25 protein-coding genes are annotated in these 20,480 nt (G+C 62.3%); 9 read left to right on the forward strand and 16 right to left on the reverse strand.

From position 1 onward, the window contains the following. Nucleotides 1-12 precede the first annotated feature (12 nt). The 13 genes from BOX17_RS11745 to BOX17_RS11800 form a co-directional block, all read right to left on the reverse strand. Nucleotides 13-1,059: a phage integrase gene (locus BOX17_RS11745; protein ID WP_071944756.1), complete on the reverse strand. Its 1,047-nt coding sequence runs from the start codon at nucleotides 1,057-1,059 to the stop codon at nucleotides 13-15. Further along, complete coding sequence (locus tag BOX17_RS11750) at nucleotides 1,056-2,348, reverse strand: hypothetical protein (protein WP_071944758.1); 1,293 nt, start codon at nucleotides 2,346-2,348, stop codon at nucleotides 1,056-1,058. Before BOX17_RS11750 ends, BOX17_RS11745 begins: the two co-directional genes overlap by 4 nt. Before the next feature lie 179 nt (nucleotides 2,349-2,527). Further along, the gene (locus BOX17_RS11755) at nucleotides 2,528-3,238 is read right to left on the reverse strand and encodes a TraX family protein (RefSeq protein WP_071944760.1); all 711 of its coding nucleotides are present in this window, start codon (nucleotides 3,236-3,238) and stop codon (nucleotides 2,528-2,530) included. Beyond that, on the reverse strand, nucleotides 3,228-4,481 hold the full coding sequence (locus BOX17_RS11760) for a secretin N-terminal domain-containing protein (protein WP_071944762.1): 1,254 nt from the start codon (nucleotides 4,479-4,481) through the stop codon (nucleotides 3,228-3,230). The genes BOX17_RS11755 and BOX17_RS11760 overlap by 11 nt, the downstream gene beginning before the upstream one ends. Further along, nucleotides 4,462-5,526, reverse strand: coding sequence for a zonular occludens toxin domain-containing protein (locus tag BOX17_RS11765; protein WP_071944764.1), 1,065 nt, complete (start codon nucleotides 5,524-5,526; stop codon nucleotides 4,462-4,464). Before BOX17_RS11765 ends, BOX17_RS11760 begins: the two co-directional genes overlap by 20 nt. Before the next feature lies 1 nt (nucleotide 5,527). After that, entirely contained in the window at nucleotides 5,528-5,884 is a 357-nt protein-coding gene (locus BOX17_RS11770; protein WP_071944766.1) for a DUF5455 family protein, read from the reverse strand. Nucleotides 5,885-5,900: 16 nt separating this feature from the next. Further along, complete coding sequence (locus tag BOX17_RS16820; protein WP_125925558.1) at nucleotides 5,901-7,313, reverse strand: hypothetical protein; 1,413 nt, start codon at nucleotides 7,311-7,313, stop codon at nucleotides 5,901-5,903. A gap of 75 nt (nucleotides 7,314-7,388) precedes the next feature. Next, entirely contained in the window at nucleotides 7,389-7,640 is a 252-nt protein-coding gene (locus tag BOX17_RS11780; RefSeq protein ID WP_071944770.1) for a major coat protein, read from the reverse strand. A gap of 100 nt (nucleotides 7,641-7,740) precedes the next feature. Next, nucleotides 7,741-7,839, reverse strand: coding sequence for a tail virion protein G7P-2 (locus tag BOX17_RS17280; RefSeq protein WP_425268693.1), 99 nt, complete (start codon nucleotides 7,837-7,839; stop codon nucleotides 7,741-7,743). A 15-nt stretch (nucleotides 7,840-7,854) separates the two neighbouring features. Continuing rightward, nucleotides 7,855-8,181, reverse strand: a complete 327-nt coding sequence (locus BOX17_RS11785) for a hypothetical protein (protein ID WP_071944771.1) — start codon at nucleotides 8,179-8,181, stop codon at nucleotides 7,855-7,857. Nucleotides 8,182-8,551: 370 nt separating this feature from the next. Then, the gene (locus BOX17_RS11790) at nucleotides 8,552-8,767 is read right to left on the reverse strand and encodes a hypothetical protein (protein ID WP_071944773.1); all 216 of its coding nucleotides are present in this window, start codon (nucleotides 8,765-8,767) and stop codon (nucleotides 8,552-8,554) included. Further along, nucleotides 8,764-9,255: a hypothetical protein gene (locus tag BOX17_RS11795; RefSeq protein WP_071944775.1), complete on the reverse strand. Its 492-nt coding sequence runs from the start codon at nucleotides 9,253-9,255 to the stop codon at nucleotides 8,764-8,766. The genes BOX17_RS11790 and BOX17_RS11795 overlap by 4 nt, the downstream gene beginning before the upstream one ends. Beyond that, entirely contained in the window at nucleotides 9,252-9,458 is a 207-nt protein-coding gene (locus BOX17_RS11800) for a DNA-binding protein (RefSeq protein WP_071944776.1), read from the reverse strand. Before BOX17_RS11800 ends, BOX17_RS11795 begins: the two co-directional genes overlap by 4 nt. A 119-nt stretch (nucleotides 9,459-9,577) precedes the next feature. Here BOX17_RS11800 and BOX17_RS17285 point away from each other — a divergent pair, with 119 nt between their 5' ends. The 4 genes from BOX17_RS17285 to BOX17_RS16575 all read left to right on the forward strand — a co-directional run bounded on the left by BOX17_RS17285 (nucleotide 9,578) and on the right by BOX17_RS16575 (nucleotide 11,801). Continuing rightward, the gene (locus tag BOX17_RS17285; RefSeq protein ID WP_071944778.1) at nucleotides 9,578-9,862 is read left to right on the forward strand and encodes a helix-turn-helix transcriptional regulator; all 285 of its coding nucleotides are present in this window, start codon (nucleotides 9,578-9,580) and stop codon (nucleotides 9,860-9,862) included. 98 nt (nucleotides 9,863-9,960) lie between these two features. Continuing rightward, entirely contained in the window at nucleotides 9,961-10,227 is a 267-nt protein-coding gene (locus BOX17_RS16825) for a hypothetical protein (protein ID WP_125925560.1), read from the forward strand. Nucleotides 10,228-10,369: 142 nt separating this feature from the next. Further along, the gene (locus BOX17_RS16830; protein ID WP_125925562.1) at nucleotides 10,370-10,834 is read left to right on the forward strand and encodes a hypothetical protein; all 465 of its coding nucleotides are present in this window, start codon (nucleotides 10,370-10,372) and stop codon (nucleotides 10,832-10,834) included. A 142-nt stretch (nucleotides 10,835-10,976) separates the two neighbouring features. After that, nucleotides 10,977-11,801 (forward strand): DUF2971 domain-containing protein, encoded by an 825-nt coding sequence (locus tag BOX17_RS16575; protein ID WP_164508637.1) that lies wholly within the window; start codon nucleotides 10,977-10,979, stop codon nucleotides 11,799-11,801. Nucleotides 11,802-12,225: 424 nt separating this feature from the next. On the opposite strand, the gene BOX17_RS11815 is transcribed toward BOX17_RS16575, so the two are convergent. Further along, the gene (locus BOX17_RS11815; protein ID WP_071944782.1) at nucleotides 12,226-12,537 is read right to left on the reverse strand and encodes a monooxygenase; all 312 of its coding nucleotides are present in this window, start codon (nucleotides 12,535-12,537) and stop codon (nucleotides 12,226-12,228) included. Between the two features lie 401 nt (nucleotides 12,538-12,938). Here BOX17_RS11815 and BOX17_RS11820 point away from each other — a divergent pair, with 401 nt between their 5' ends. From BOX17_RS11820 to BOX17_RS11840, 5 genes are all read left to right on the forward strand, one after another. Then, nucleotides 12,939-14,354 carry a sodium:solute symporter family protein gene (locus BOX17_RS11820; RefSeq protein ID WP_071944784.1) on the forward strand — a complete coding sequence of 472 codons (1,416 nt, stop codon included), beginning with the start codon at nucleotides 12,939-12,941 and terminating at the stop codon, nucleotides 14,352-14,354. A 168-nt stretch (nucleotides 14,355-14,522) separates the two neighbouring features. Continuing rightward, nucleotides 14,523-15,746 carry an NAD(P)/FAD-dependent oxidoreductase gene (locus BOX17_RS11825; RefSeq protein ID WP_071944786.1) on the forward strand — a complete coding sequence of 408 codons (1,224 nt, stop codon included), beginning with the start codon at nucleotides 14,523-14,525 and terminating at the stop codon, nucleotides 15,744-15,746. Between the two features lie 29 nt (nucleotides 15,747-15,775). Next, nucleotides 15,776-16,732 (forward strand): NAD(P)-dependent oxidoreductase, encoded by a 957-nt coding sequence (locus tag BOX17_RS11830; RefSeq protein ID WP_071944787.1) that lies wholly within the window; start codon nucleotides 15,776-15,778, stop codon nucleotides 16,730-16,732. 65 nt (nucleotides 16,733-16,797) lie between these two features. Further along, nucleotides 16,798-17,565: a class II aldolase/adducin family protein gene (locus BOX17_RS11835; protein WP_208858064.1), complete on the forward strand. Its 768-nt coding sequence runs from the start codon at nucleotides 16,798-16,800 to the stop codon at nucleotides 17,563-17,565. A 114-nt stretch (nucleotides 17,566-17,679) separates the two neighbouring features. Further along, nucleotides 17,680-18,585 (forward strand): LysR family transcriptional regulator, encoded by a 906-nt coding sequence (locus BOX17_RS11840; protein ID WP_071944789.1) that lies wholly within the window; start codon nucleotides 17,680-17,682, stop codon nucleotides 18,583-18,585. 55 nt (nucleotides 18,586-18,640) lie between these two features. Here BOX17_RS11840 and BOX17_RS11845 read toward each other — a convergent pair whose 3' ends face one another. Further along, entirely contained in the window at nucleotides 18,641-19,834 is a 1,194-nt protein-coding gene (locus BOX17_RS11845) for a GGDEF domain-containing protein (RefSeq protein WP_071944791.1), read from the reverse strand. Beyond that, entirely contained in the window at nucleotides 19,831-20,319 is a 489-nt protein-coding gene (locus BOX17_RS11850) for a molybdopterin-dependent oxidoreductase (RefSeq protein ID WP_164508638.1), read from the reverse strand. Before BOX17_RS11850 ends, BOX17_RS11845 begins: the two co-directional genes overlap by 4 nt. Nucleotides 20,320-20,480 lie beyond the last annotated feature (161 nt).

Below are 20,480 nucleotides of genomic sequence, written 5' to 3' on the forward strand. Positions count from 1 at the left end.
AGTATCAATATCTTACCTTGCCTTTCCGCCTTCCTCGCCCGGTTCTTGGGGCGATATGTCCACATTGTGTCCATCCGGTGCTTTCGGCCCGAACTTGACCGCTTCGAATAGGTGGTCGGGGGACAGGTGTGCATATCTCATGGTCATCTGGATCGACTGGTGGCCCAGGATCTTCTGGAGCGTGAGCAGGTTCCCGCCGTTCATGACGAAGTGGCTGGCGAAGGTATGCCGGAGGACGTGGGTGCGTTGCCCTTTGGGGAGCTGGACGTCGCTGCGCTGTAGCGCCCTGGTGAAGGCCAGGTAACTGTCACGAGGGAAGAGGCGACCAATCGAGGGCCCATGCTGGCGGAGTTGCCGGTAGAGATCCTGGTCGATGGGTACCGTCCTGGTCCTGCCGTTCTTGGTGTTCACAAAGGTGATGCGTCTTTCCCTGACATATTCGGATCTCAGGTGCTGGGCTTCGCTCCAGCGGGCGCCGGTCATGAGGCAGATGGAGGCGATCAGGTGGACGTCCTGGTTGCGGGCGTTGCGCAGCTCCTGGAAGAGGGCGTCTATCTGCTCCTGGTTGAGGTAGGAGGGCTCACGCTCCGGAAGCCGTAGTGACTTCAGCTTGGCGAAGGGGTTGCCGTGGGACCATTCGTCCATACGGATGGCGAAGTTGAAGACGGCGCGGAGGTAGCTGATGTCATGGTTGACGGTATTGGGTGACAAGCCCTGGGCGAGTCGCTGTTGCCGGAAGCGTGCGGCATCGCTGGGGGTGATGGTGATGGCCTGGGGGTTGCCCATGAGGTCGACGAGCTGGCGGAGCTTGGCGAAGCGCCAACGGTTATCACTGAGCGTCGCGCCGTGCATGTCGTACCAGTATTGGGCGAGATCCCAGAGGCGGCGCTTGTCGCGCTTGGGGGGCAGGTAGTCCTGTCCCGCTGCTGCCTTGGCGCGGGTGACGGCTTCGAAGCGTTTGGCTTCGACCTGGGTAGGAAATGTCTTACGTATGCGTCGGCCAAACGCTCCCTCGGGTCGGATATCGACCTGCCAGCCGGTCTTCACCTTCCTGATCATGCGGCCTTCCCCAGCAATCGTCGCTCTATCAATTTCTGCTCGACCAGGAGCCGGAAGGCGCCCGAGTCAATGCCGCGGCGTCGATAGTATTCGGCGAGGTCGTCCCACATGCCGGAGCGCTGCAGAAACTGGATGGCCCGGTGAGTGCGGAAGCCCTGCCGGGCATAGATCGAGATGAGGTTGCCGAAGGCCAGGCAGACGTTCTTCTCGTTGCCCAGACCAGGGGCCTTGCGGGCGCGCTTGTAGAGGAAGTGCGGTTCGTGGGCGTAGAAGCGCGGGTCGTCCTGGAGCAGTTGCCAGGTGGGGTCGATGAGGTTGCGGCAGGTGTCGAGCCGGTAGGACTGCATGGCGGTGCGCCAGAGGCCTGTGAGGTGGGGCACCACATCGGCGAAGCGGTGGAAGCCGTGGGCGCTGTCGAGGACTTCGCCGGTGTCGACGTTGCACGGGATCCCGAGGGCGAACTCGCGGAGCACGGACTGGTGAAAGCGCATCTCGATCCGCCAGACGTCCTGCTCGGGGTCGTAGGCGGGTGACAGGTCATCGCGGGTAGCGTCCTTCCAGAGCCCTTCCCAGAAGTGGAGCTTGTCGCGGTGGTGGGCTTCGCGGGTCTTGTTGTAGATGGCGCACTGCAGGGCACCGGCGGTACCGAACAGGAAGCTCTGCCCATAGCCGTATTGGGCGGCGACCTCCCCGGAGGTGATCTCCAGGTTATCGATGGCGTTGAGGCGGGTGATGCGCTTGGAGCGCGTGACGAAGCGGTCCATGAGGTTAGTGGGCGGTTGCCAACCCTGGACGTCCAGGGCGAGGTGGACGGCGCAGCCAGCGTGCTCGAGCTGGGCCAGCAGGTGCGAGGCGATGTGATCCATGAAGGCCTGGCAGTCGGCCGGGGTGCGCTCCTGGATGAAGTGTGGGGATAGCTCGATCTTCACGTGCGTACCGACCTGGTCGACCTTGGTGTGTCGGGCCTGGAGGAAGACGATCACGCCGAGGTCGTTGTTCTGGAGCCGGTAGCGGAAGCCTGAGCCGGCAGAGCCGGCCCCGATGCCCCACAGGGTGCCGAAAAGCTCAATGGTGGTGCCACGTCCCTCCTGGTAGGCCCGGATGATCTCATCGAACTGGGACAGGCAAGGCTGGCCCCGGTACAGCTGCCGCACGGTGTCGACCCCGGCGTTGAGGATTCGCAGGCCGTCGAGCTCCTGTTGTCCCCTGGAGCTGAGGAAGAGCCGACCACCGGGGTCCTGCTCTCCGCGTGCCAGCGATTCGAGTGAATAGCGTTCCCATCGCTTCATTTCTTGATACCCCGTAAAGACAGTTATTGGCGTGTTATCGCGGTTTTCGTTGTCACTCTGCGAGACGTGCTACAGGGAGGGTCTCGTCCGTCTGCCAACGTGCCGCCATGACGCCGGATCCCTGGTCGATGGATTCGGGTGTGGAGTGGCGCCATGTCGTCCCGTCGGCTGTGCATCGGTCATCCCAGGGCGGCGGTGAGTGGCTGGACGGCGGCGATGACCAGGAAGTGAACCGGGTACCAGGAGAGCCAGAGCGAGCGAGGCATGGCCGTGAGCCGGGCGCTGACATGGCCGGCACCACGCATCAAGAGCAGCAGCAGGCCGAGCGCGGTGGACAGGCTGACCAGGTTAAAGACCAGGCTGGGGTTGAGCTGAAAGGCGACCAGGGCGGCCGGGATGGAGAGGATCGGGCGCCAGTGGTCGGGGACGGGCTGGAAGGCCAGGGCGAATGCGGGGACCAGGAGCAGACCCGGGACACCGTATTCCAGGGCAGGGGCGATGACGGTGGCGGCGATGGCGAAGCCGAGGGCGAGGGCGAAGGTGAGACGATCCGAGCGAACCAGGGGAACGGTGAGCAGAAGCCCCAGGGCCAGGGTGAAGATGACGTTGAGCTTGTCGCTGCCGGTGACCAGGGCGAAGGGCAGCTGGGCGATGAGGGCGATGGCCAGCATCCGCAGGGCGTAGCCAAGCGGGTCGCGGGTGTTGTGCACGGCGTGCCAGGCGACCATGGCGGCGAACAGCGGCAGGGCGATGCGCCCGAGGAGGATGGCCCAGGGCGTGAGGGGGCTGGCCTCGGGCAGCAGGAAGCGGACCAGGTGCTCGAGGGTCATGGCGCCGACGGCGAGCCATTGGCCCCAGGGGATCCAGGTGTTGCGGGTATCAGACGTCATGGCGGGTGATCTCCGTGGCTTGGAGGAGGACGTAGAGCTTGCGGTGCTCGGTGCTGGTCGAGGTGGAGCGGAACAGGGCCCCGAGGCCGGGGATCTTGCTGAGGACCGGGACGCCGCTCACGGATTCGGTGGTGTTCTCGCTGACCAGCCCGCCCAGGAGCACCGTCTGGCCGGACTGGATCTGGACGGTGGTGTTGATGCTGCGCTGGTTGGTGACGATGTCGGCGGCCGCCAGGGAGTCGGTAAGGCTGTCGGCGGTGGTGCTGACATCCATGACGATCAGGCCGGATGCAGTGACGACCGGGGTGACGTTGAGGGTCACGCCGATGTCCTTGCGCTCAATGGTCTGAAAGGGGTTCTCGATGTCGGCGGCCTCCCCGGTGATGCGGCCGGTGATGATGGGGACGTTCTGGCCGACGGAGATCCGCCCGGTGAGCCCGGACAGCGACAGCACCTGGGGCGTGGAGAGCACACGGGCATTGCTGTTGCGCTGGAGGGCGTTGATGGCGAGGGCCAGCATGTTGCGGTCGAAGATCCCGAAGGAGGCGCCGGGCAGCGACAGGCCGTTGTCGAGGTTGCGGGTGTTGAAGCCACCGGCTACTGGCGTGCTCGAGGCGTTCCCGAAGGCGACGCCGAGGTCGAAGGTATCGCCTTCCACCATTTCGAAGATCACGGCTTGAATCAGCACCTGGGGGTGCGGGACGTCGAGTTGCGGGAGTAGCTGCTCGAGGTCGTCCAGGCGGTCCTGGGGACCACTGACGAGCAGGGCGTTGGAGGCGTGGATGACCTGGGCGCGGGCGGCGGTGGTCGCGGGGCCCTGAGTGGCATTCAGATAGGCGGCGACCAGCGGGGCCAGATCATCGGCGCGGACGTTGTTCAGGGCCATGACGCGGGACGCCTGGGGCGGCTGGGGCACGTCCAGGTGCTGGGTGAAGTCCTGGGGCGGCTCCTCGAGGGGGAGCAGCAGAGGCGGGTTGCCGTGCAGGATCTCGTAGCCGTTGGCGCGCAGCACCCCTGCTACGAAGTCATCGAGCTGGGATTCGGGGACGTCGTCGGCGTAGACGGTCAACGAGCCCTGTACCGTAGGGTCGATGACCAAGGGCATGTCCGCCTTGTCCGCATACCAGCGTGCGAAATCTCGCACATCGGTGTCCGCCATCTCGATCGGGATGGCGTAAGCGATCGACGACAGCGAGGCGAAGAGAAAGGCGATCAGGGTGTGGTTAACAGTGGATCTCGACATGGTCTTGTCCTCGGTGCAGACGGAGGCGGCAGGCATCGAGCGGGACGACGTGAAGCCCTTGGCGGTTGAGGTCGTCACTGGTCAGGGTGCGCTGGTCGCCATCGGTCAGGCGGTAGACGGTGGAGTCGCCCAGGCGGGCGTAGCTGGTGATGCGCAACCCCTCGAACTGGCTGAGTTCGGGGGCTGAGAGGGTTTCCGTTGTCTCTGGGGCGCGGGCGTTGACCTGGTCGACCACCAGGACGGAAACCGTGAGGAAGACGCCGAGGCCGAAGCTGGCCAGGGTGAGGAAGGGCCGGTTGAAGCGCTTCCAGTAGATCCGGGTCATTCGCATGTAGAACCTCGCATTCCGAGGCACCCGAAGACGGCCATGGGTGTACCAGGGCGGCAGAAAGGAATAGGTGCCGTGGGGGTAGCTGTCGGAGAAGGCTTGCTTGGTGTCGTAGGCGGGATAGAGGTGCCGGCCGGTGTAGGTCCAGCGCTCGACCACCATGCTCTGCGGGCTGTCGCCGTACTTGACGATGCCGAGGTGGAGCTTGGGCATGGGCAGCTTGCCCCCGGCGAACAGCGACCAGAGGGCGCCGACCAGGGGGATGGAGACGCGATCCAGGCGCCGGCAGTAGACGACATGCTCGGCCAGGGCCACGCGGGCCTGCTTGTCCATGATCGAGAGATCCTGGATCAGGAAGATGATGTCCCAGCCGAGCTTTCGGGCGTGCAGGAACCAGTTGATGACCGCCTGGCGGGACTTGTCGGCCCAGGAGCGCGAGTTGAACCAGGTGCCGCACTCGTCGAGCACCAGCAGACCGTTCTGCGACTCGTCGTAGGCGTCGGTACCGGTGCCGATGGCTTCCAGGTCCTCGAGGGTGGGCTTGTCAGGGATCCGGTAGCAGCGGGTTTGCCGCGCCTTCTCCCCGATCAGCTTGTCGAGGTTCAGGTCGAGGTTGGTGGCGACCTTGCAGCCGCGCTGGAGCTTGTCCTTGATCTTGCCGACCGCGACCAGGGTTTTCCCCGCGCCGAGTTTGCCGGTGACGACGTAAACGGCCATGTCAGAAGTCCGCCAGGAACATGGAAATGAGCTTGCTGGAAATGCCGAAGATGAAGACCAGGGCCTTGGTGGCGATGATGGCCGATAGGCAGGTGACGAAGTTGCCGGGCAGGATCCGCTCGATGCCATCGCCCAGCATGGGCGGCAAGACGACGGTGAAGGTGTCGAACAGATCCATCACGCCGTTGGCCAGCAACGAGATGATGGCGAGCAGGGCGGCGACCTTGATGGTGAACAGGACGACTCGAACGCCGAGCTTCCAATAGAAGATGGTGAAGTGCGCGGCAACATTGCCCTTGGCAATGGCGGCCACCAGGGCGGCCCAGATACCCGCAATCGCAGCGACAGGTGCGGCCATGGAGAATCCTCCTAGATCAACTCGGCCGCGCCGAGAACATGGTGGCGATAATCACGTAGAGCGTGAGGGCGTAGAGGATCCAGGCGAGGGCTTCGCGGATCATGTCGAACACGTCGCACTGGATGGTGAAGCTGTAGGGCGTGCCCTGGGCAAAGACCAGGGGAGAACATGCCGGCTCGGGGATAGAGGGAAAGAAGCTGCTCCAATAGCCCTGCATGGTGGCGTAGAGGCTGCCGAACTCTGAATCGGTGCCATCGATACGCGACATGAGGTTGTCCTTGGCCCCTTCGAGGGCGCCGGTGGCTTTGGACAGGTTCTCTTCCGGGGTGCCGACGTCCTCGATGTTGTCACCGGTCGGGCCCTGGTCGGCGATGGACTTAACGGTGTCGTCCACATAATCACTGAACTTGTCGACGATGCCGTCGAAGCCGTCGTTGACGGCGTTCTTGAGGCTGGAGATCGCCTTGATAATGCCGTCGGCATCGTCGCCGTATTCCTGGCCGTCGGCGGTAGTTGGAGCAGAGGTGGGAGATTTCAGGCCGCCATCGGCGTTGTATTCGGTGGTAGTGCCGTCAGGCTCGGTAATCGTATAAGACCCATCATAATGATCAACACGTGTAGAAGTGTCGGGGTATTCAGCTCCCCCCGTGTTGGCATCCTCACCGGTATAACAAAAAGAGTCGCCGTTGTTGTCGGTGACATAGGACCAGGGGCAGTCGAGAGAGGTATCAGTCGTCGGCTCGATTTCTGAATAATGCGGATCATACAAATTGGATTGCATGTAATCAGCTTCGGGGTCGAGATCGGTGGAAGAATCAGGGGCTTCCGGGACTTTGCCGATGGGCTCATACCAAGCGGAAAACTGTCCATTGGGATAGGTAATCGTCTCACCTGATGTGCCGGACTGATACTGCCACTCACACCCCTGATAAGACACGATGTCACCGATACTGGCGCCTTCAGGAGCTTTAAGGTATTCAGGGTCGAGGGAAAGGCAGTATTCGTCGGTCGTGGGAGGTCCACCACATCCATTGCCGGAACCATCTTCGACTTGTCCGGTGGATGTGGATGACTCGCCATAGCGGGCAATACATTGCTCGTCGGTATATACCAGTCCAGCAGGCTCAATAAATGATGTTTGAGGATATGAAAAGATATCGCCACTTCCGCTATAACGGTAAACATAATACGAGGCGAAGTATTGACCCGCATACGGTTTGCATTCTTGCTGAGTAATAATATAAGGCAGGGAATAAGACGTTGAGTTGGCGCCTTTGTCATGAGCTTTCGACATGGCATCGGCATACATGCCAGATGTACAACCGCCGTAAGCGTAATAGGACTTCGCATAACCAATGCCGACATATCCGGCGAAGGCATCCAGGGGAATCATGAGAAGAAAGCCGACCAGGAGCAGAGAACGAAACATGACATGAATTCCCAGGGTGCTGACCAAAAGGGGGCCCGAAGGCCCCCGGCTTGAACCGCCCAGGGGCGGGGTGGATCAGGTCGCCTTGTTGGCGAACTTCTTGAACAGGCCGATGGCGAGCAGCGAGCCGACGATCCCGGCCACCACCGGCCAGGCGTAACCGGCCATGGCATCGGCTTCGGACTGCAGGGCGGTGAAGGCCGCTTCAGCGGCGGTGGGCTCGGTGGCGTTGGCGGTGCCGGCCACGACCAGGGCGGTGATACCGGCGCCGGCCTGGGTGTAGCGGTTGCGGGCGGCGTGGCCGAGCTTGCGAAGTGCGGATTTCATATGGACATCTCCATGAAGCGTTTGAGGTAGAGAAGGGTGGCCCCGAAGGCCCACCCGAGGGCATAAGCGCCCATGAGGGTGCCGACGATCTGCGTGGCGCTCATCGTTGACCCCCCTTTATCGCGCCGAGCCCGAAACAGATAACGAGCGCGGCGCAATAACCGAGGAGCCACAGACTGTCGAACTGGCTAGTGTCCATGGCTCGGTATCCTGGTTACGCGGTTTTGGCATCGGCCTTGGCGGGAGACCCGCTGTGGCCGGTGGCTGACGGTTTGCGAACGGCGAGGGCGTGCATGGTCATCTTGCCGCCGGTGGTGCGCATCTCGGCGTCGATCTCGAGGTTGCAGGGCATGTGCGGGGCGTGGGCCCGCAGCTGGTCGAGAATCTCGTAGGGGGCCGAGATGGTCATGACCTCGAAGCCGACGCGGTTCTCGTTGTTGGGGTCGGCCTCGTTCATGAGCGTGAGCTTGGCGCCCTTGGTGCCGTTGTCGATTTCGTAGCGCATGGCGCCGAGAACGCGGGCCTGAATGGTGTTGATCATGGTGTGGTCCTTCCTTTCATGGCGTGGGCTTTGGTGAGCTGTTCGCAGTGCTCAGCGAGAGCCGCTAGCTCGGTGGTATCCGGGGACGGACCTTCCGTCTCCAGGGTGAGGTATTCGGCCAGGCGGTAGAGCAGCGCGGCCCGACCGTAGTCGCGCCCGTGGTGGCAGCGGGAAGCCCGCTCCCTCAAGGCTCTAGGCTCCGGGCAGGGGATCCCCTGCACCGCCCCCGTGCCCGCCGGTCGATCTGCACGGCAGTCGCCTCCGACCACCCCGTCAACCGTCGCTGCGCGAGGTGTGACGGGGTGGCCGTCGCCGACTCGGGGAGCCGTGCGACCGACGGGCGACGGGTGACGGGCAGGGGAAAACATGATCAGGAGCCAGAACCTTGAGACGCGGGCTCTTCGGTGCAGAGGCCCAGGGCCGCGTAGTCGCCGCGCTGCAGTCGTTTCAGGCCGTCCTGCATGAGCATTTCGCCCATGACGGAAGGGGTGACCTGGTGCGTGCCGGCCTGGATGAGCAGGGTCGAGTAGTCCTGACCGTCCAGGAACACGCGAACGGGGCGCTTCTTGCCGTTGGCGGTGGTCATTGGGTGTTCCTCTTGAACAGGTGGGGCGTGACAGCGGTGCCGTAAAAAGCAGCCCGGTAGGCCGTCCCGATGGGAGCGGGGACAGGAGAAGGAACGACGTTCCGGGCTGAAGGGGCAGGGACGCTACGGGGTGAAACGGTGATGGCGTCGACGGGCTCGGGCTGAGGGGCGTCGATGCCGTAAAGGCTGCGCAGGAAGGCGAGGGCTTCCACGCGGGTGGCGAAGGTGTAGAAGCGCAGGCCTTCGCGGGTGGTCAGGTGGTTGTGGTCGGCGAAGCGAGCCAGGGGAGCACGGTCGACCAGATCGCAGGGCGGCACCTTGACGGTGCAGCAGTGCGGGCGGCCGTCATGGCCTTCCGGGGCGAGGGAGGCAGAGGCGAGGCCGCGCCGGAGGTGACCATCGACCAGGACGTTGACGAGGTCGTGCTCGCCTTCAGAGGCACCAGAACCGCGACCGATACGGGCGATGTTGAGGCTGTAGCGGCTCATGACCAGTCCTCCCCTTGGAGGCACTGCGCCTGGAGCATGGCGATGTTGATGAGCCGGTACTTGCCCAGCTTGACGGAAGGCAGGTAGCCGCGACGGATGTGGCCGTAGATCACGCCTTCCTCGAGGCCGGAGAGCTCCGAGAAACGCTCGAGGGTCATCAGTGGCACATGGGCCGGGACCTGGGGCGCTTTGTTCTCTTCCATGTCGTCACCTGCCTTTCTTCGCCTGTGCTAGGCTTTGCTAATGGAATCGCTGTTGTCTGATCGCATGTATGCTGATCTAACAACAGTTGTTAGATCTGACTATAGGCTAATCAGGCAACATGTCAAGTGACTTAGGCAAAAAAGTGCGTGAGATTCGTGAGGCTGAGAGCTTGGGGCGTCAGGCTTTCAGCGATTTGACGGGCATACCAAAGCAAACGCTAATAAACATTGAGAATGGTCGAAGCGGACCATCTGGAAAGCTATTGGCTCAAGTCAGTACGGCATTCAGCAAATACACACTGTGGCTAATGACCGGCGAGGTGAATGAAGCTGGTGGGCAGGTAAGCCCCGAGATAGAGAAGGCGCGGAAGACGCTCAAGCAGACAGGGACGGATACCGACTAGCCAGGAAGGCAGGGGCAAGGTGGTTCCAGGGCGGCAGGCTCCAGGGATAGGAGGTCGGCCTTGAGCAGCAATATACATAAGGAAGAAGGAGTACAGGGATGCGTAGTTTTGAATATTACATGAATCAATGGTTGTTTTTCGAAGCTATAGGGGCGGTGATCGGACTGGTCATCGTCATTTTTTTTATGTGGTGTTTTTATATTTATGTGACATCGCGGAGGGAATGGTTCGAAGAAGATGTAAAAATTCGAAGAGCTGAAGTTTCCTATAACTTAGCCAGAGCAGAACAGATTAGGCTTGAGTCTTTGGCTTTGAAAGATAGGCTAGAGAAAAGCGGGATAAATACTAAGCAAAGCTTCATGTAGAAAAGTAGAAGTAGGAATGGAAATATTTTGATTAGCTGGAAGAACACTGGCAACATGGTTCCAAGTAGGCAAGGCTCAAGGGATATGAGGTCGGCCTTGAGTGATTTAAACTAATAGTGGTGATGTTTTTATGGGAAGTGATATGCATGATATCCATGAGCGGGCTTCGCTTATTGGGTATGTCTGTTTTCAATACTCGTATCTAGATTATCTGGTATCCAATATAATCTGGGGTGTTCTTAATATTGATAAGGAAGCAGGTAAAATTGTCACGGGGAGCTTGGATATTAGGCCTAGGCTCGACATGGCAGTTGAGCTTCTAAAACATTATGATACACACCATGAGCTAAAAGAATTCGTCAATACGATGAAAAATCGTATTGAGGGGAAGAATGGAATAATAAACAAGAGGAATATTGTAGTTCATGGAGTTTTTTCAAGCCGAGAGGGTGATCCTAAGGTTCTGGTAGAATCTCACAGAAGTAAGCGGCATAGAGAAAGGGCTGAAATGACTGTCGATGAAATACGAGAACTACATGATAGACTTTGCGAAGAATCAAAGTCTCTGGTTAATATTATGGAAGCACATGGGTTTAATGTTCACTGATAAATATTTTTTGTGGTCAAGAAGTTATGAGAGGGTAGTTTTTTTTGGAATTTTATAAAATGGGGTTGCTCCAATGGAGTTGGTTAAGTTCTGTTGTGTCGATGAGTGGTTAATACAAAATATTTTCAGGAGCCAAGTTTTTTTGAACCACCCTTTAAACCTTAATGATGCTATGGAGTTTTCTTTTTGTATAAAGTCAAAAGAGTTTTCTGAAAAGGCGTCGGAAGTTGAAAAAGGATTGGAGAAGTACCACAAAGAGGTTTTAGAGACCCCAGAGAAGAGAGATTATTTTTCTTCCGTCTTAAATAATATTTATAGCACAGATAGTGGGTTTAATGCAGATAGAAAACAAGGGTTTGTGAGTGCAATATTTAATTTGATTAAGTATGAGCAAAGTGAGTACAAGGTGTGTTCGTTCTCAGAAGAAAAAGTATTGATCAATCCTCTCATGTGGGGGCATTATGCAGATAAAATGCAGGGAGTATGCTTAAAATATGATATAGATGAAAATTCTTTTCCAATCTACAAGGTCAGATACAATAGTAATGATATGACTCCTATGGTATATCCATGTAGAGTTCTTGATAAGAAAGTTAGGGGAGGGGCAATTAGGAAAACCCTAAGGACAAAGAAGAAGGATTGGTCTTACGAAAGAGAGTGGAGAATGATAGCAAAAGAAAATTTTATAAAGCTTCCGAAAGAGGCACTTAAAGAAGTTTGCTTTGGCTATAATTGCAACCCAGACAAGGCTGAGTTTTTGTATGATATGATAATAAAAGAATATGGAGATAGTGTAAGATTTTCTGTTATAGTGCCTGATGTTGTAAAGTACCAAATGCTAAAAATGAGTTCAGAAAAGCTGTCAATACGAGAGCTTCTAGGAAGTGCAAAGTCGCGTGTAGATTCATATGAGCATTTTATTCAAATCAATGGAATATATAGCACTCATTGGAAAGATAAGGTTTAGATATATTTTTTAAGATTTAAATAAGTATAATAAATAGGTTTGTTTGGATTTCGCCAAGAATAAAATTATAGCAATTTACAGTGCTAATATTAATAATAATCTTTGAGATTAGGATTTTTGTAAGTGAGTTGGCAGAATGACCAGGTTGTGTCCACTGGGTAGGTATAGGTTAGCCACTATTGGCGATTTGGTTGCCATGTAAGACATTGAAAATTAAGGGAGAGGCGTGTATTGGCATGTATTAGGTATGTCTCATAATCCCTTGGTCGCTGACTCGAGCCCCGCTGGCTTGTTATCCTGCCAGACCTCCCCGCTATCATGCTGAGCCGGTGACAAGCCGGCGGCGTCAGGAAATCTTCCCCCAACGCCACAGTGACCCGACGGGCAGGGGCAGGGCGTCTCGGGGTTCGTAAAAAGAAAACCTTCAGCCCTGCTCGAGCGGGCCGCCATTGATGTCCGACAGCGCCTCGTTGGTCTCGAGGATCTGCGCCTCGACGCCGCTGATGCCCATGCCTTCCAGCCGGTCGGTGTGCATCCGACGGTAGGCCTCGGCGTCCTCCCGGGTGGCGAACAGGTAGATGCCGCCGGCGAGCTCACGCTCCGCGTCCTCCGTCCAGATCTTCCACAGCAGGCCCGGTTCTTCGTTGATGGACCTGGCCAGCGGGGTGAGGGCCTTGGCCATCTTGTCGCCGAAGGGGCCGGGGAAGGGGAAGTGCACCTGCAGTATCACGGCCATGGGGCCTCCTTGTCGGTCTGTCGGTCATCCCTTGCGCCTCCGGAGCCTGGGGCGGGGAGGCTGCAATTTCTGGGCAACGGCGGCGGCGTGCGGGCTCGAACCGGGGCGTGAGTTGGTCAGCCGCGGCGTCCCTGCGTCAGTCCTCCTGCATCGTCCGCTCCGTGTCGAGCATCCCGATGCGGTCTTTCCCATTGTGCGGTCGTCTCTGTTCTCAGTCGAGCAGGTCGTTGTTTGGCCTCTTGTTTCACGACGCCGGCGCCCGGGGAAAGGGCGGCATCGGCACGGCATGCGACGTTCGCCGCATAATATGAGGCTATACCTGCATAGCCGTTATGCGCTTCTCAGCTATGGGTCGACCCGCCAGAATGCCCAGGCACCAATACACAACAAATGGGTATCGTATGAGCAATATCGACTGGGTGATGATAGCCCTGTACTTCCTGCTGATGATCGGCATCGGGGTGTACAGCGCTGTCAGGGTAAAGGACAGCGAGGATTTCGCCGTCGCGGGCAACAAGATCATCTGGCCCGTCCTCTTCGCGACGCTTTCTGCCTCCTTCCTGGGCGGCGGCTCCAGCCTGGGCCGTGCCGGGCAGACCTTCAGCGACGGCTACGTCTTCCTCTTCGCCGCCTCCGGCTTCGCCATCCAGACCTTCCTGTCGGGCTGGCTGATCGCGCCGCGGCTGAAGCGCTATCCCGGCGCCCAGACCCTGGGCGACATCATGCAGGCCCACTATGGCAGCGGCGCCCGCCTGATCAGCGCGGTGCTGTCGCTGGTGTTCTGCGTGGGCATCCTGGGGGCCCAGGCGCTGGCCATCGGCACCATCTTCCAGGCGATCCTCGGCACCAGCATCACCACCGGCATCCTGCTCGGCATGGTCATCGTCATGGTCTACTCGGTGGCCGGCGGCATGTGGGCGGTCATCCAGACGGACGTCGTGCAGTTCCTGCTGCTCGGCGTCTTCCTGCCCGTCACGCTGATCATCGGCCTGCAGCAGGTCGGCGGCCCGGCCGAGCTCGTCGCGGGCCTGCCGGACGGCCATTTCAGCGTCATGGGCAGCTACGAGATCACCACCTTCGTGACCATCTTCATCGCCTTCATGCTCGGCGAGGCGCTGGTGCAGCCCTATGCCCAGCGGGCCTTCTGCGCGCCGAACCCCAAGCATGCCCAGAAGGGCTACATGCTCGCCGGGGTGTTCGGCCTGATGTTCTTCACCGTCACGGCGACGCTGGGGGTCCTGGCCGTGGTCATGTTCCCGGACATCTCCCCGGACCAGGCCCTGCCCACGCTGGTCAAGAACATCCTGCCGGTGGGCATCACGGGGCTCGTGCTGGCGGCGCTGCTGGCCGTGGTCATGTCGACCGCCGACTCCTACCTGAACTCGACGGCCGTGGTCTTCGTCCGCGACATCTACTCCAGGCACATCAACCGTGAGGCGAGCTCGAAGCAGCACCTGAAGATCGAGCGCTGGGTCAGCCTGCTGGTGGGCGTGGCGGCCACGCTGTTCGCCCTGACGGCCACCTCCATCGTCGATGCGCTGCTGATGAGCTACGCCCTGTGGGCGCCCACCATGATCATCCCGCTGGTCGGTGCCGTGCTGTTCGACGTGATGAGCAAGCGTGCCGCGCTGTCTGCCATCGTGCTGGGCGGGGCCACCACCGCACTGTGGAACTGGGGGCCGTTCCCGCTCCAGGAGCTGACCGGTCTCACTCCGTTGCTCGCCGGCGTGTTCACCAACCTCGCGGTCTTCGTCCTGGTGGCGATCACCGACAAGCAGACCCAGAGCATCCACACCGTCCTGGAGGGCCAGTCATGATTCTCTTTTCCGCCGTCATCTATGGCGTGAGTGCCCTGTGCATCGCCACGTCACTCTACGTCGGTATCGTCAGCCTGAAGTTCTACGCAGACGACGCCAGGAACATGAAATGATCAGGAGCGACGGGGGAGCCATGCTCCCCCGTCGCTCTTTCAGGATGCACGAGTCATGGATCACTCAATCATTGTGGTAGGGGCGGGCGTCGTGGGGCTCAACACCGCGATCGCCCTCGCCAGGAAGGGCCACGACACCTGCCTGGTGGACACCGGCGTGCCCGGCGCCGGCACGTCCTACGGCAATGCCGGCATCATCGCCAACTATGCCGTCATGCCCCTGATCACCCCTAGCCTCAGGAAGAGCCTGGTGCCGATGGTGCTCGACCGGGACAGCCCGATGTCCATCCAGTCGAGCTATGCGCTCCGGCTCTCGAAGTTCGGCCGCTACTTCCTGCGCGCCACGCGGCAGCGGGAGTGGGAGGCCAGCGGCTATTCGATGGGCTCGCTGATGAAGGATGCCTGGCGCTGCTGGGAAGCGGTGCTCGAGGCCTCGGGCAGCACGTCGCTGGTGAAGTCCTCGGGGGTCGTCGTGGCCTTCGAGAAGCCGGCGTCGTTCCAGGAGTTCCTGGACATCGAGGCGCAGTACAAGAAGGCCTTCGACATTCCCTATGAGCCCCTCGACGGCGACGAGGTAAGGGAGAAAGTCGGGGTGCTCAGGAACACGCACAGCGGGGGGGTCTTCTATCCCGACGCCCGCTTTGCCGTCGATCCCTATGCCCTCAGCCGGCACCTGTTCGAGCACTACCTGGCCATCGGCGGCCAGTTCGAGGAGGCCAGCGTCGAGGCGATTCGCTCCATCAACGGGGGACACACCCTCACGCTGAAGGACGGCGAGCTCTCGGCGAGGCAGGTGGTGCTGGCGACCGGCAACGCCACCAAGTCCCTGCTGAAGCGGATTGGCGTTGACCTGCCCATCGCGTCCGAGCGCGGCTATCACGCCATTGTCGATTCACCGCTGGAGATGGCGCGGCCTGTGGGGCTCGCCAACCATGGGGTCTTCGCCACGCCCATGAAGAACGGCATCCGTATCGCCGGGCTCTCGGAGTTCGCGCGGCACGATGCCCCGGCGAGCCGGCGGCGCATCGACCAGCTCGAGCGTATCGCGCGGCATCACTTCGCGGCAGGAATCCGCACGCCGTGGGTGGGGTCGCGCTCTACCACCCCGGACGGCGTGCCCTATGTCGGCGGGTTCCGCCACCACCCCGGGCTCTGGGTCAACACGGGGCATGGCCACCTGGGCCTTACGCTCGCCGCGGTCACTGCCCGGGCGCTTGCCGAGGAGATCGACTCTGGCCTTGCTGCCCAGAATCCCTTCTCGCCCCATCGGCACCTCTAGCCCCTCGAACAACAACGGAAGGAAGCTGCATGAGCCACGCGACCCCCATCCTGGGCGTCTACTTGAGTGATTCGCTCGACCTCGAGGCCCTCTATGGCGACGCGCTGCGCGAGGGTGCCGGCGACGTTGTCCTGCGCCATCCGCACGAGATCGACCATCCCGAGGACGTGCGATTCGCGATCTGCTGGCTGCCCAACGAACGGGCTTTCGAGCCCTATCCCAACCTGGCGCTGGCCATGTCGACCGGCGCCGGCGTCGACGCCCTGCTGGCGCATCCCGGCCTCGATGAATCGGTCCAGATCGCCCGGGTGCGCGACCCGCACCAGGCCGACCTGATGGCCGGCTTTGCCGCGCACGAGGTGCTCCATCGGGAGCGGGATTTCGCCACCCTGGAGCGCAACGCCGCCACGGCGCGCTGGGCGCCGCTGCCCATGCGGGCGCCGGCCTCTGCCACGGTGGCGGTGCTGGGGCATGGCACCATGGGCCGTGCCGTGGTGCAGGCCGTGGCCGCGCTCGGCTTTTCCGTGCGCGTGGCCTGCCGCAACGCGCCGGAGGCGCCGGTCGAGGGCGTGACCTACCTGACGGGCGAGGGCGCCGTGCCGGCCGCGGCGACGGGCGCCGACTACCTGATCAACGTGCTGCCGCTGACGGCCGCGACCGAAGACGTGCTCGGCAGGGCCCTCTTCGCGACGCTCGCCCCGGGGGCCTGGCTGGTGCAGATCGGCCGCGGCGAACACCTGGTCGAGGAGGACCTGGTCGAGGCCCTCGAGCGTGGCCACCTGGCCGGGGCGAGCCTGGACGTGTTCCGCGGCGAGCCGCTGCCCTACGACCATCCCTTCTGGCAGGATGACCGGCTGCGCATCACCCCGCACATCGCCAGCGACACCCTGACGGAGGTGGTGGCGGGGCAGGTGATCGATACCGCCCGTGCCCTGCGCGACGGCCAGCCGCTCGCTACGGGCGTCGACCGGGCCCGTGGCTACTGAAGCGACCCCGGTTCACACGCCACGACGACCCCCTGCCGCTATTTACCTATTTAAAGGAGCGTCCCATGAGCCTGCACCACCCCCGTCGCGCCCCGATGAGCGCCGCCGAGAGAGAGACCCGCATTGCCCTGGCGGCCTGCTACCGCCTGGCGGCGTACTACCGCATGACGGACCTGATCTACACCCACATCACCGCGCGGGTCCCCGGGGAGGAGGGGCGTTTCCTGATCAACCCCTATGGCTGGCGCTGGGAGGAGATCACCGCGTCCTCGCTGGTGAAGATCGACGTCGAGGGCAACAAGGTGGATGACAGCCCGGAAAGGGTGAACCCGGCCGGCTTCACCATCCACTCGGCGATCCATCGGGCGAGCCACGGCGCCGCCTGGGTGATGCACACCCACACCCGCGCCGGGATCACGGTGTGCTCGATGGAGGCGGGGCTCGAGACCCGGCTCAACCAGATCTCGCTGCAGTTCCACGACCGGGTGTCCTACCACGACTACGAAGGCATCGCCCTGAACCTGGAGGAGCGCGAGCGCATCGTGGCGAGCCTCGGCGACAACTCGGTGCTGCTGCTGCGCAACCACGGCCTGTTGACCACCGGGGCCTCGGCCGCCGAGATGTTCAACAACATGTTCTATCTCGAGCGCGCCTGCGAGCTGCAGGTGGCGGCGCAGTCGACCGGCCAGCCGCTGCGGCGGGTGTCGGAGGAGGTCGCCCGTCACGTGGCCCGCCAGTACGCCGCCGCCAACCACGAGGATGGCGATCTCGGGCTCGAGTGGGCGGCGCACCTGCGTACCCTCAAGGCGCTGGATCCGGGCTACAAGGCGTGAGGGCGCTCGGCGGCGAAACCGGATGACCGCCCGGGCGGTTGTCGCCGAGGGGGGAATCTGGCTTTATTGCTGCTGCCCCCTTCACGCCCCATCCACACCCCCGGTTCCCCTGACATGCTGAACCCGCGGCAGCTCTCCCTCTTCCAGTCGATCGCCCTCACGGGCAGCATCAGTGCCGCGGCCAGGCAGCTGGGCATCTCGCAGCCCGCCGCGAGCAACATGCTGGGGCGGCTGGAGGAGGCCGTCGGCTTCGTGCTGTTCAAGCGCATGCAGGGGCAGCTGGAGATCACGCCCGAGGGGTCCGCCCTGCTGATCGAGGCGACGCATGCGCTGGATGTGCTGAAGAACCTGGAGACCCGGGCCGAGCAGCTCGTCAGGCTGGAGCACGGCACGCTCACGGTCGGGGCGCTGGGCTGGGTGTCGACGGGCATCCTGCCCTACGTCGTCGCGGACTTCATGCGCGCCCATCCCGGCCTCAAGGTCTCGCTGCAGACCCATCCCTCGACCAAGGTGATCGATGCCGTCATCGCCGGCCATTTCGACATCGGGGTGGTGGAGACCCCCTCGCCGACGCCGTCGCTGAGGATCTCGCCCTTCCAGGTCGAACTGATCGCCGTGCTGCCGGAGGCGAGCGACCTGATGGAGGCGGACACCCTGACGCCCGAGCAGCTGAACGGGGTGCCGCTGGTCACGCTGGACAGGGCGCACCCGACCACCCAGCGCCTGGTGCAGAACTTCAACCTGGTGGGGGCGGAGTGCCGCATCGTGGCGGAGTCGCACCTCTTCTCGCCGGCCCTGATCATGTGCCAGGAGGGCGTGGGCATCGCCATCGTCGACGAGCACACCGCGAAGCAGCATCATGTCGAGCCCCGGCGGATCAAGCGGCTCTCGCCCTCGATCCCCTTCCCGGTCTCGGTGATCACCGCCCAGTACCGTCCGCGCTCGCGGCTTTCCCACGCCTTCGAGGACCTGCTCATGCAGCATGTGGCGGCCCTCTCGACGCCCGGCGAGACCGGCTGAGCGTCCAGGTTCGCGCCTGCGGCAGGGCGACAAGGCGACGCCCGGCATGCCGCCGTCACGCGCCTGACGCGGTGCTCGGCATCTTCCCCGGGCCGCCATCGATCGGATACGTCTTGGCGTCACCGCTTTCCACCCGGTCGCGTCCTGCGGCCTTGGCGCGGTAGAGGCGCTGGTCCGCGCGACTGTAGAGGTGCTCGAAGCTGTCGTCCTCCCGCGCCTCGGTCACGCCGATGCTGACGGTGAGCCGGTGCGCGTGGGCGCGCCCCGGCAGGCGCATGGCGCGGGTGGCCTCCCGGACCCGCTCGGCCAGCCGATGCGCGGCCTCGCCGTCGGTGTTCGGCAGCAGTACCGCGAACTCCTCGCCGCCCATGCGGGCGACGGTATCGAGGCGGCGCACCTGGTGCAGCAGGATATCGGAAAAGGCGGAGAGCACCTCGTCGCCGACGGGGTGCCCGTAGGTGTCGTTGATCCGCTTGAAGTGGTCCAGGTCGAGGAGCATCAGGCTGAGCGGGGAGGCGTGGCGACGGCGGCGGGCGAACTCCTGTTCGGCCACCTCCTGCAGGCGGCGCCGGTTGAAGAGTCCGGTCAGCTCGTCGGTATGGCTCAGGTGGCGCATCGTGTCCTGCTGGCGCTGCAGGCGCACCAGCATCAGCATCACCGTGCCGACGGCGAGCACGACCATCATCAGCAGCCACACCACGGCCAGGGTCAGCCATCCCATCAGCCGACGCTGGTCGGCCGAGGCCTGGTGGAGCAACTGGCTCAGCTCGCTGTAGTTCCAGGCCAGCCCCTCCTCGATCTCGAGCCCGCGCGTGCGCACCTCCTCGAGCGCCCGGGAGTCGAACTCGTCGCCCTCTGCCGTGGTGACTTGGGTCCGCAGGGCCTCGATGCGCTCCTCGATGTCGGCAAGCTCCTCGAGCAGCGGCGTATAGCCCGCGAGGGGGAGGTCGCTGCGCATCAGCTGCAGCCGTATGCCCTCGATGCGCCTGGGGAGGCGTTGCAGCAGCTTGGCCAGTTCTCCGCCATGGTGCGGGTCCTCGAGGTCGACGTGGCGGTCCAGGGCGGTGCGCAGCTTGTCGGGGTCCTGCTGGGCCCGCACCACGTCCGCGACCATGGCGGTGTAGTCGGCGCCGACGTGCTGTCGTGCCTGGAAGACGTAGAAGGTGATCGCCAGCAGACAGACCGAGGCGATCAGGCCGAAGGCCAGCAGCAGGCGACGGCGCAAGCCCCTGGCCGATATGGCCTTCATCTCGCGCTGACCTCCCGGAGTGCCCAGATCCAGCGGGTCAGCGGTGCCGTGCCTGCCAGCACGGCCTCGGCCTCCTCGGGCACCACCAGCATCAGCGGGCCGAACTGGTCGGGCCCGATGGGCTCGCCGTCCAGCCGCGTCACCATCAGGTAGCGCTTCTCGCGACGCTCCGCCGGCGTGAGGAAGGTGGTGTAGCCGTCATCGGCGATGAACCGCACGCGCCGGGCCTCGTCCAGGCCGTTCGCGGCCAGGAAGTCGTCCAGGTTGACCCCCGAGAAGCGGCCCTCGAGCCCCTCGGGATGGCGCATCTCCACATGGCGAAGGCCGGTCTCCTCGATCTCGCGCAGCGACAGCGTCCGGCTCTCGCCCCCCCGGGTGATCGCCAGTATCGGGGCGTCGGGCGCCCCCTGGCTCTCGGCCCTAGCGGGCGCGGCCAGCGGCCAAAGCAGCGAGGAGAACATCATCGAGAGCATCAACGACAGCATCAGTCGCCGCCATGACGGTCGCCATGAAAGGGGTCGCCAGGCAAGAGGGCGCCAGGACAGGAGCCGCATCGGGGAGCGGCAGGTGCGGGGCAGGGGAGACATCGCGTCGGTGCTTCCGGATCGCTGGTGGGCCGCGTAACGGCCTCCCATCAGGGGCCGGT

Source organism: Halomonas aestuarii, from assembly GCF_001886615.1.
GTDB lineage: Bacteria > Pseudomonadota > Gammaproteobacteria > Pseudomonadales > Halomonadaceae > Halomonas > Halomonas aestuarii.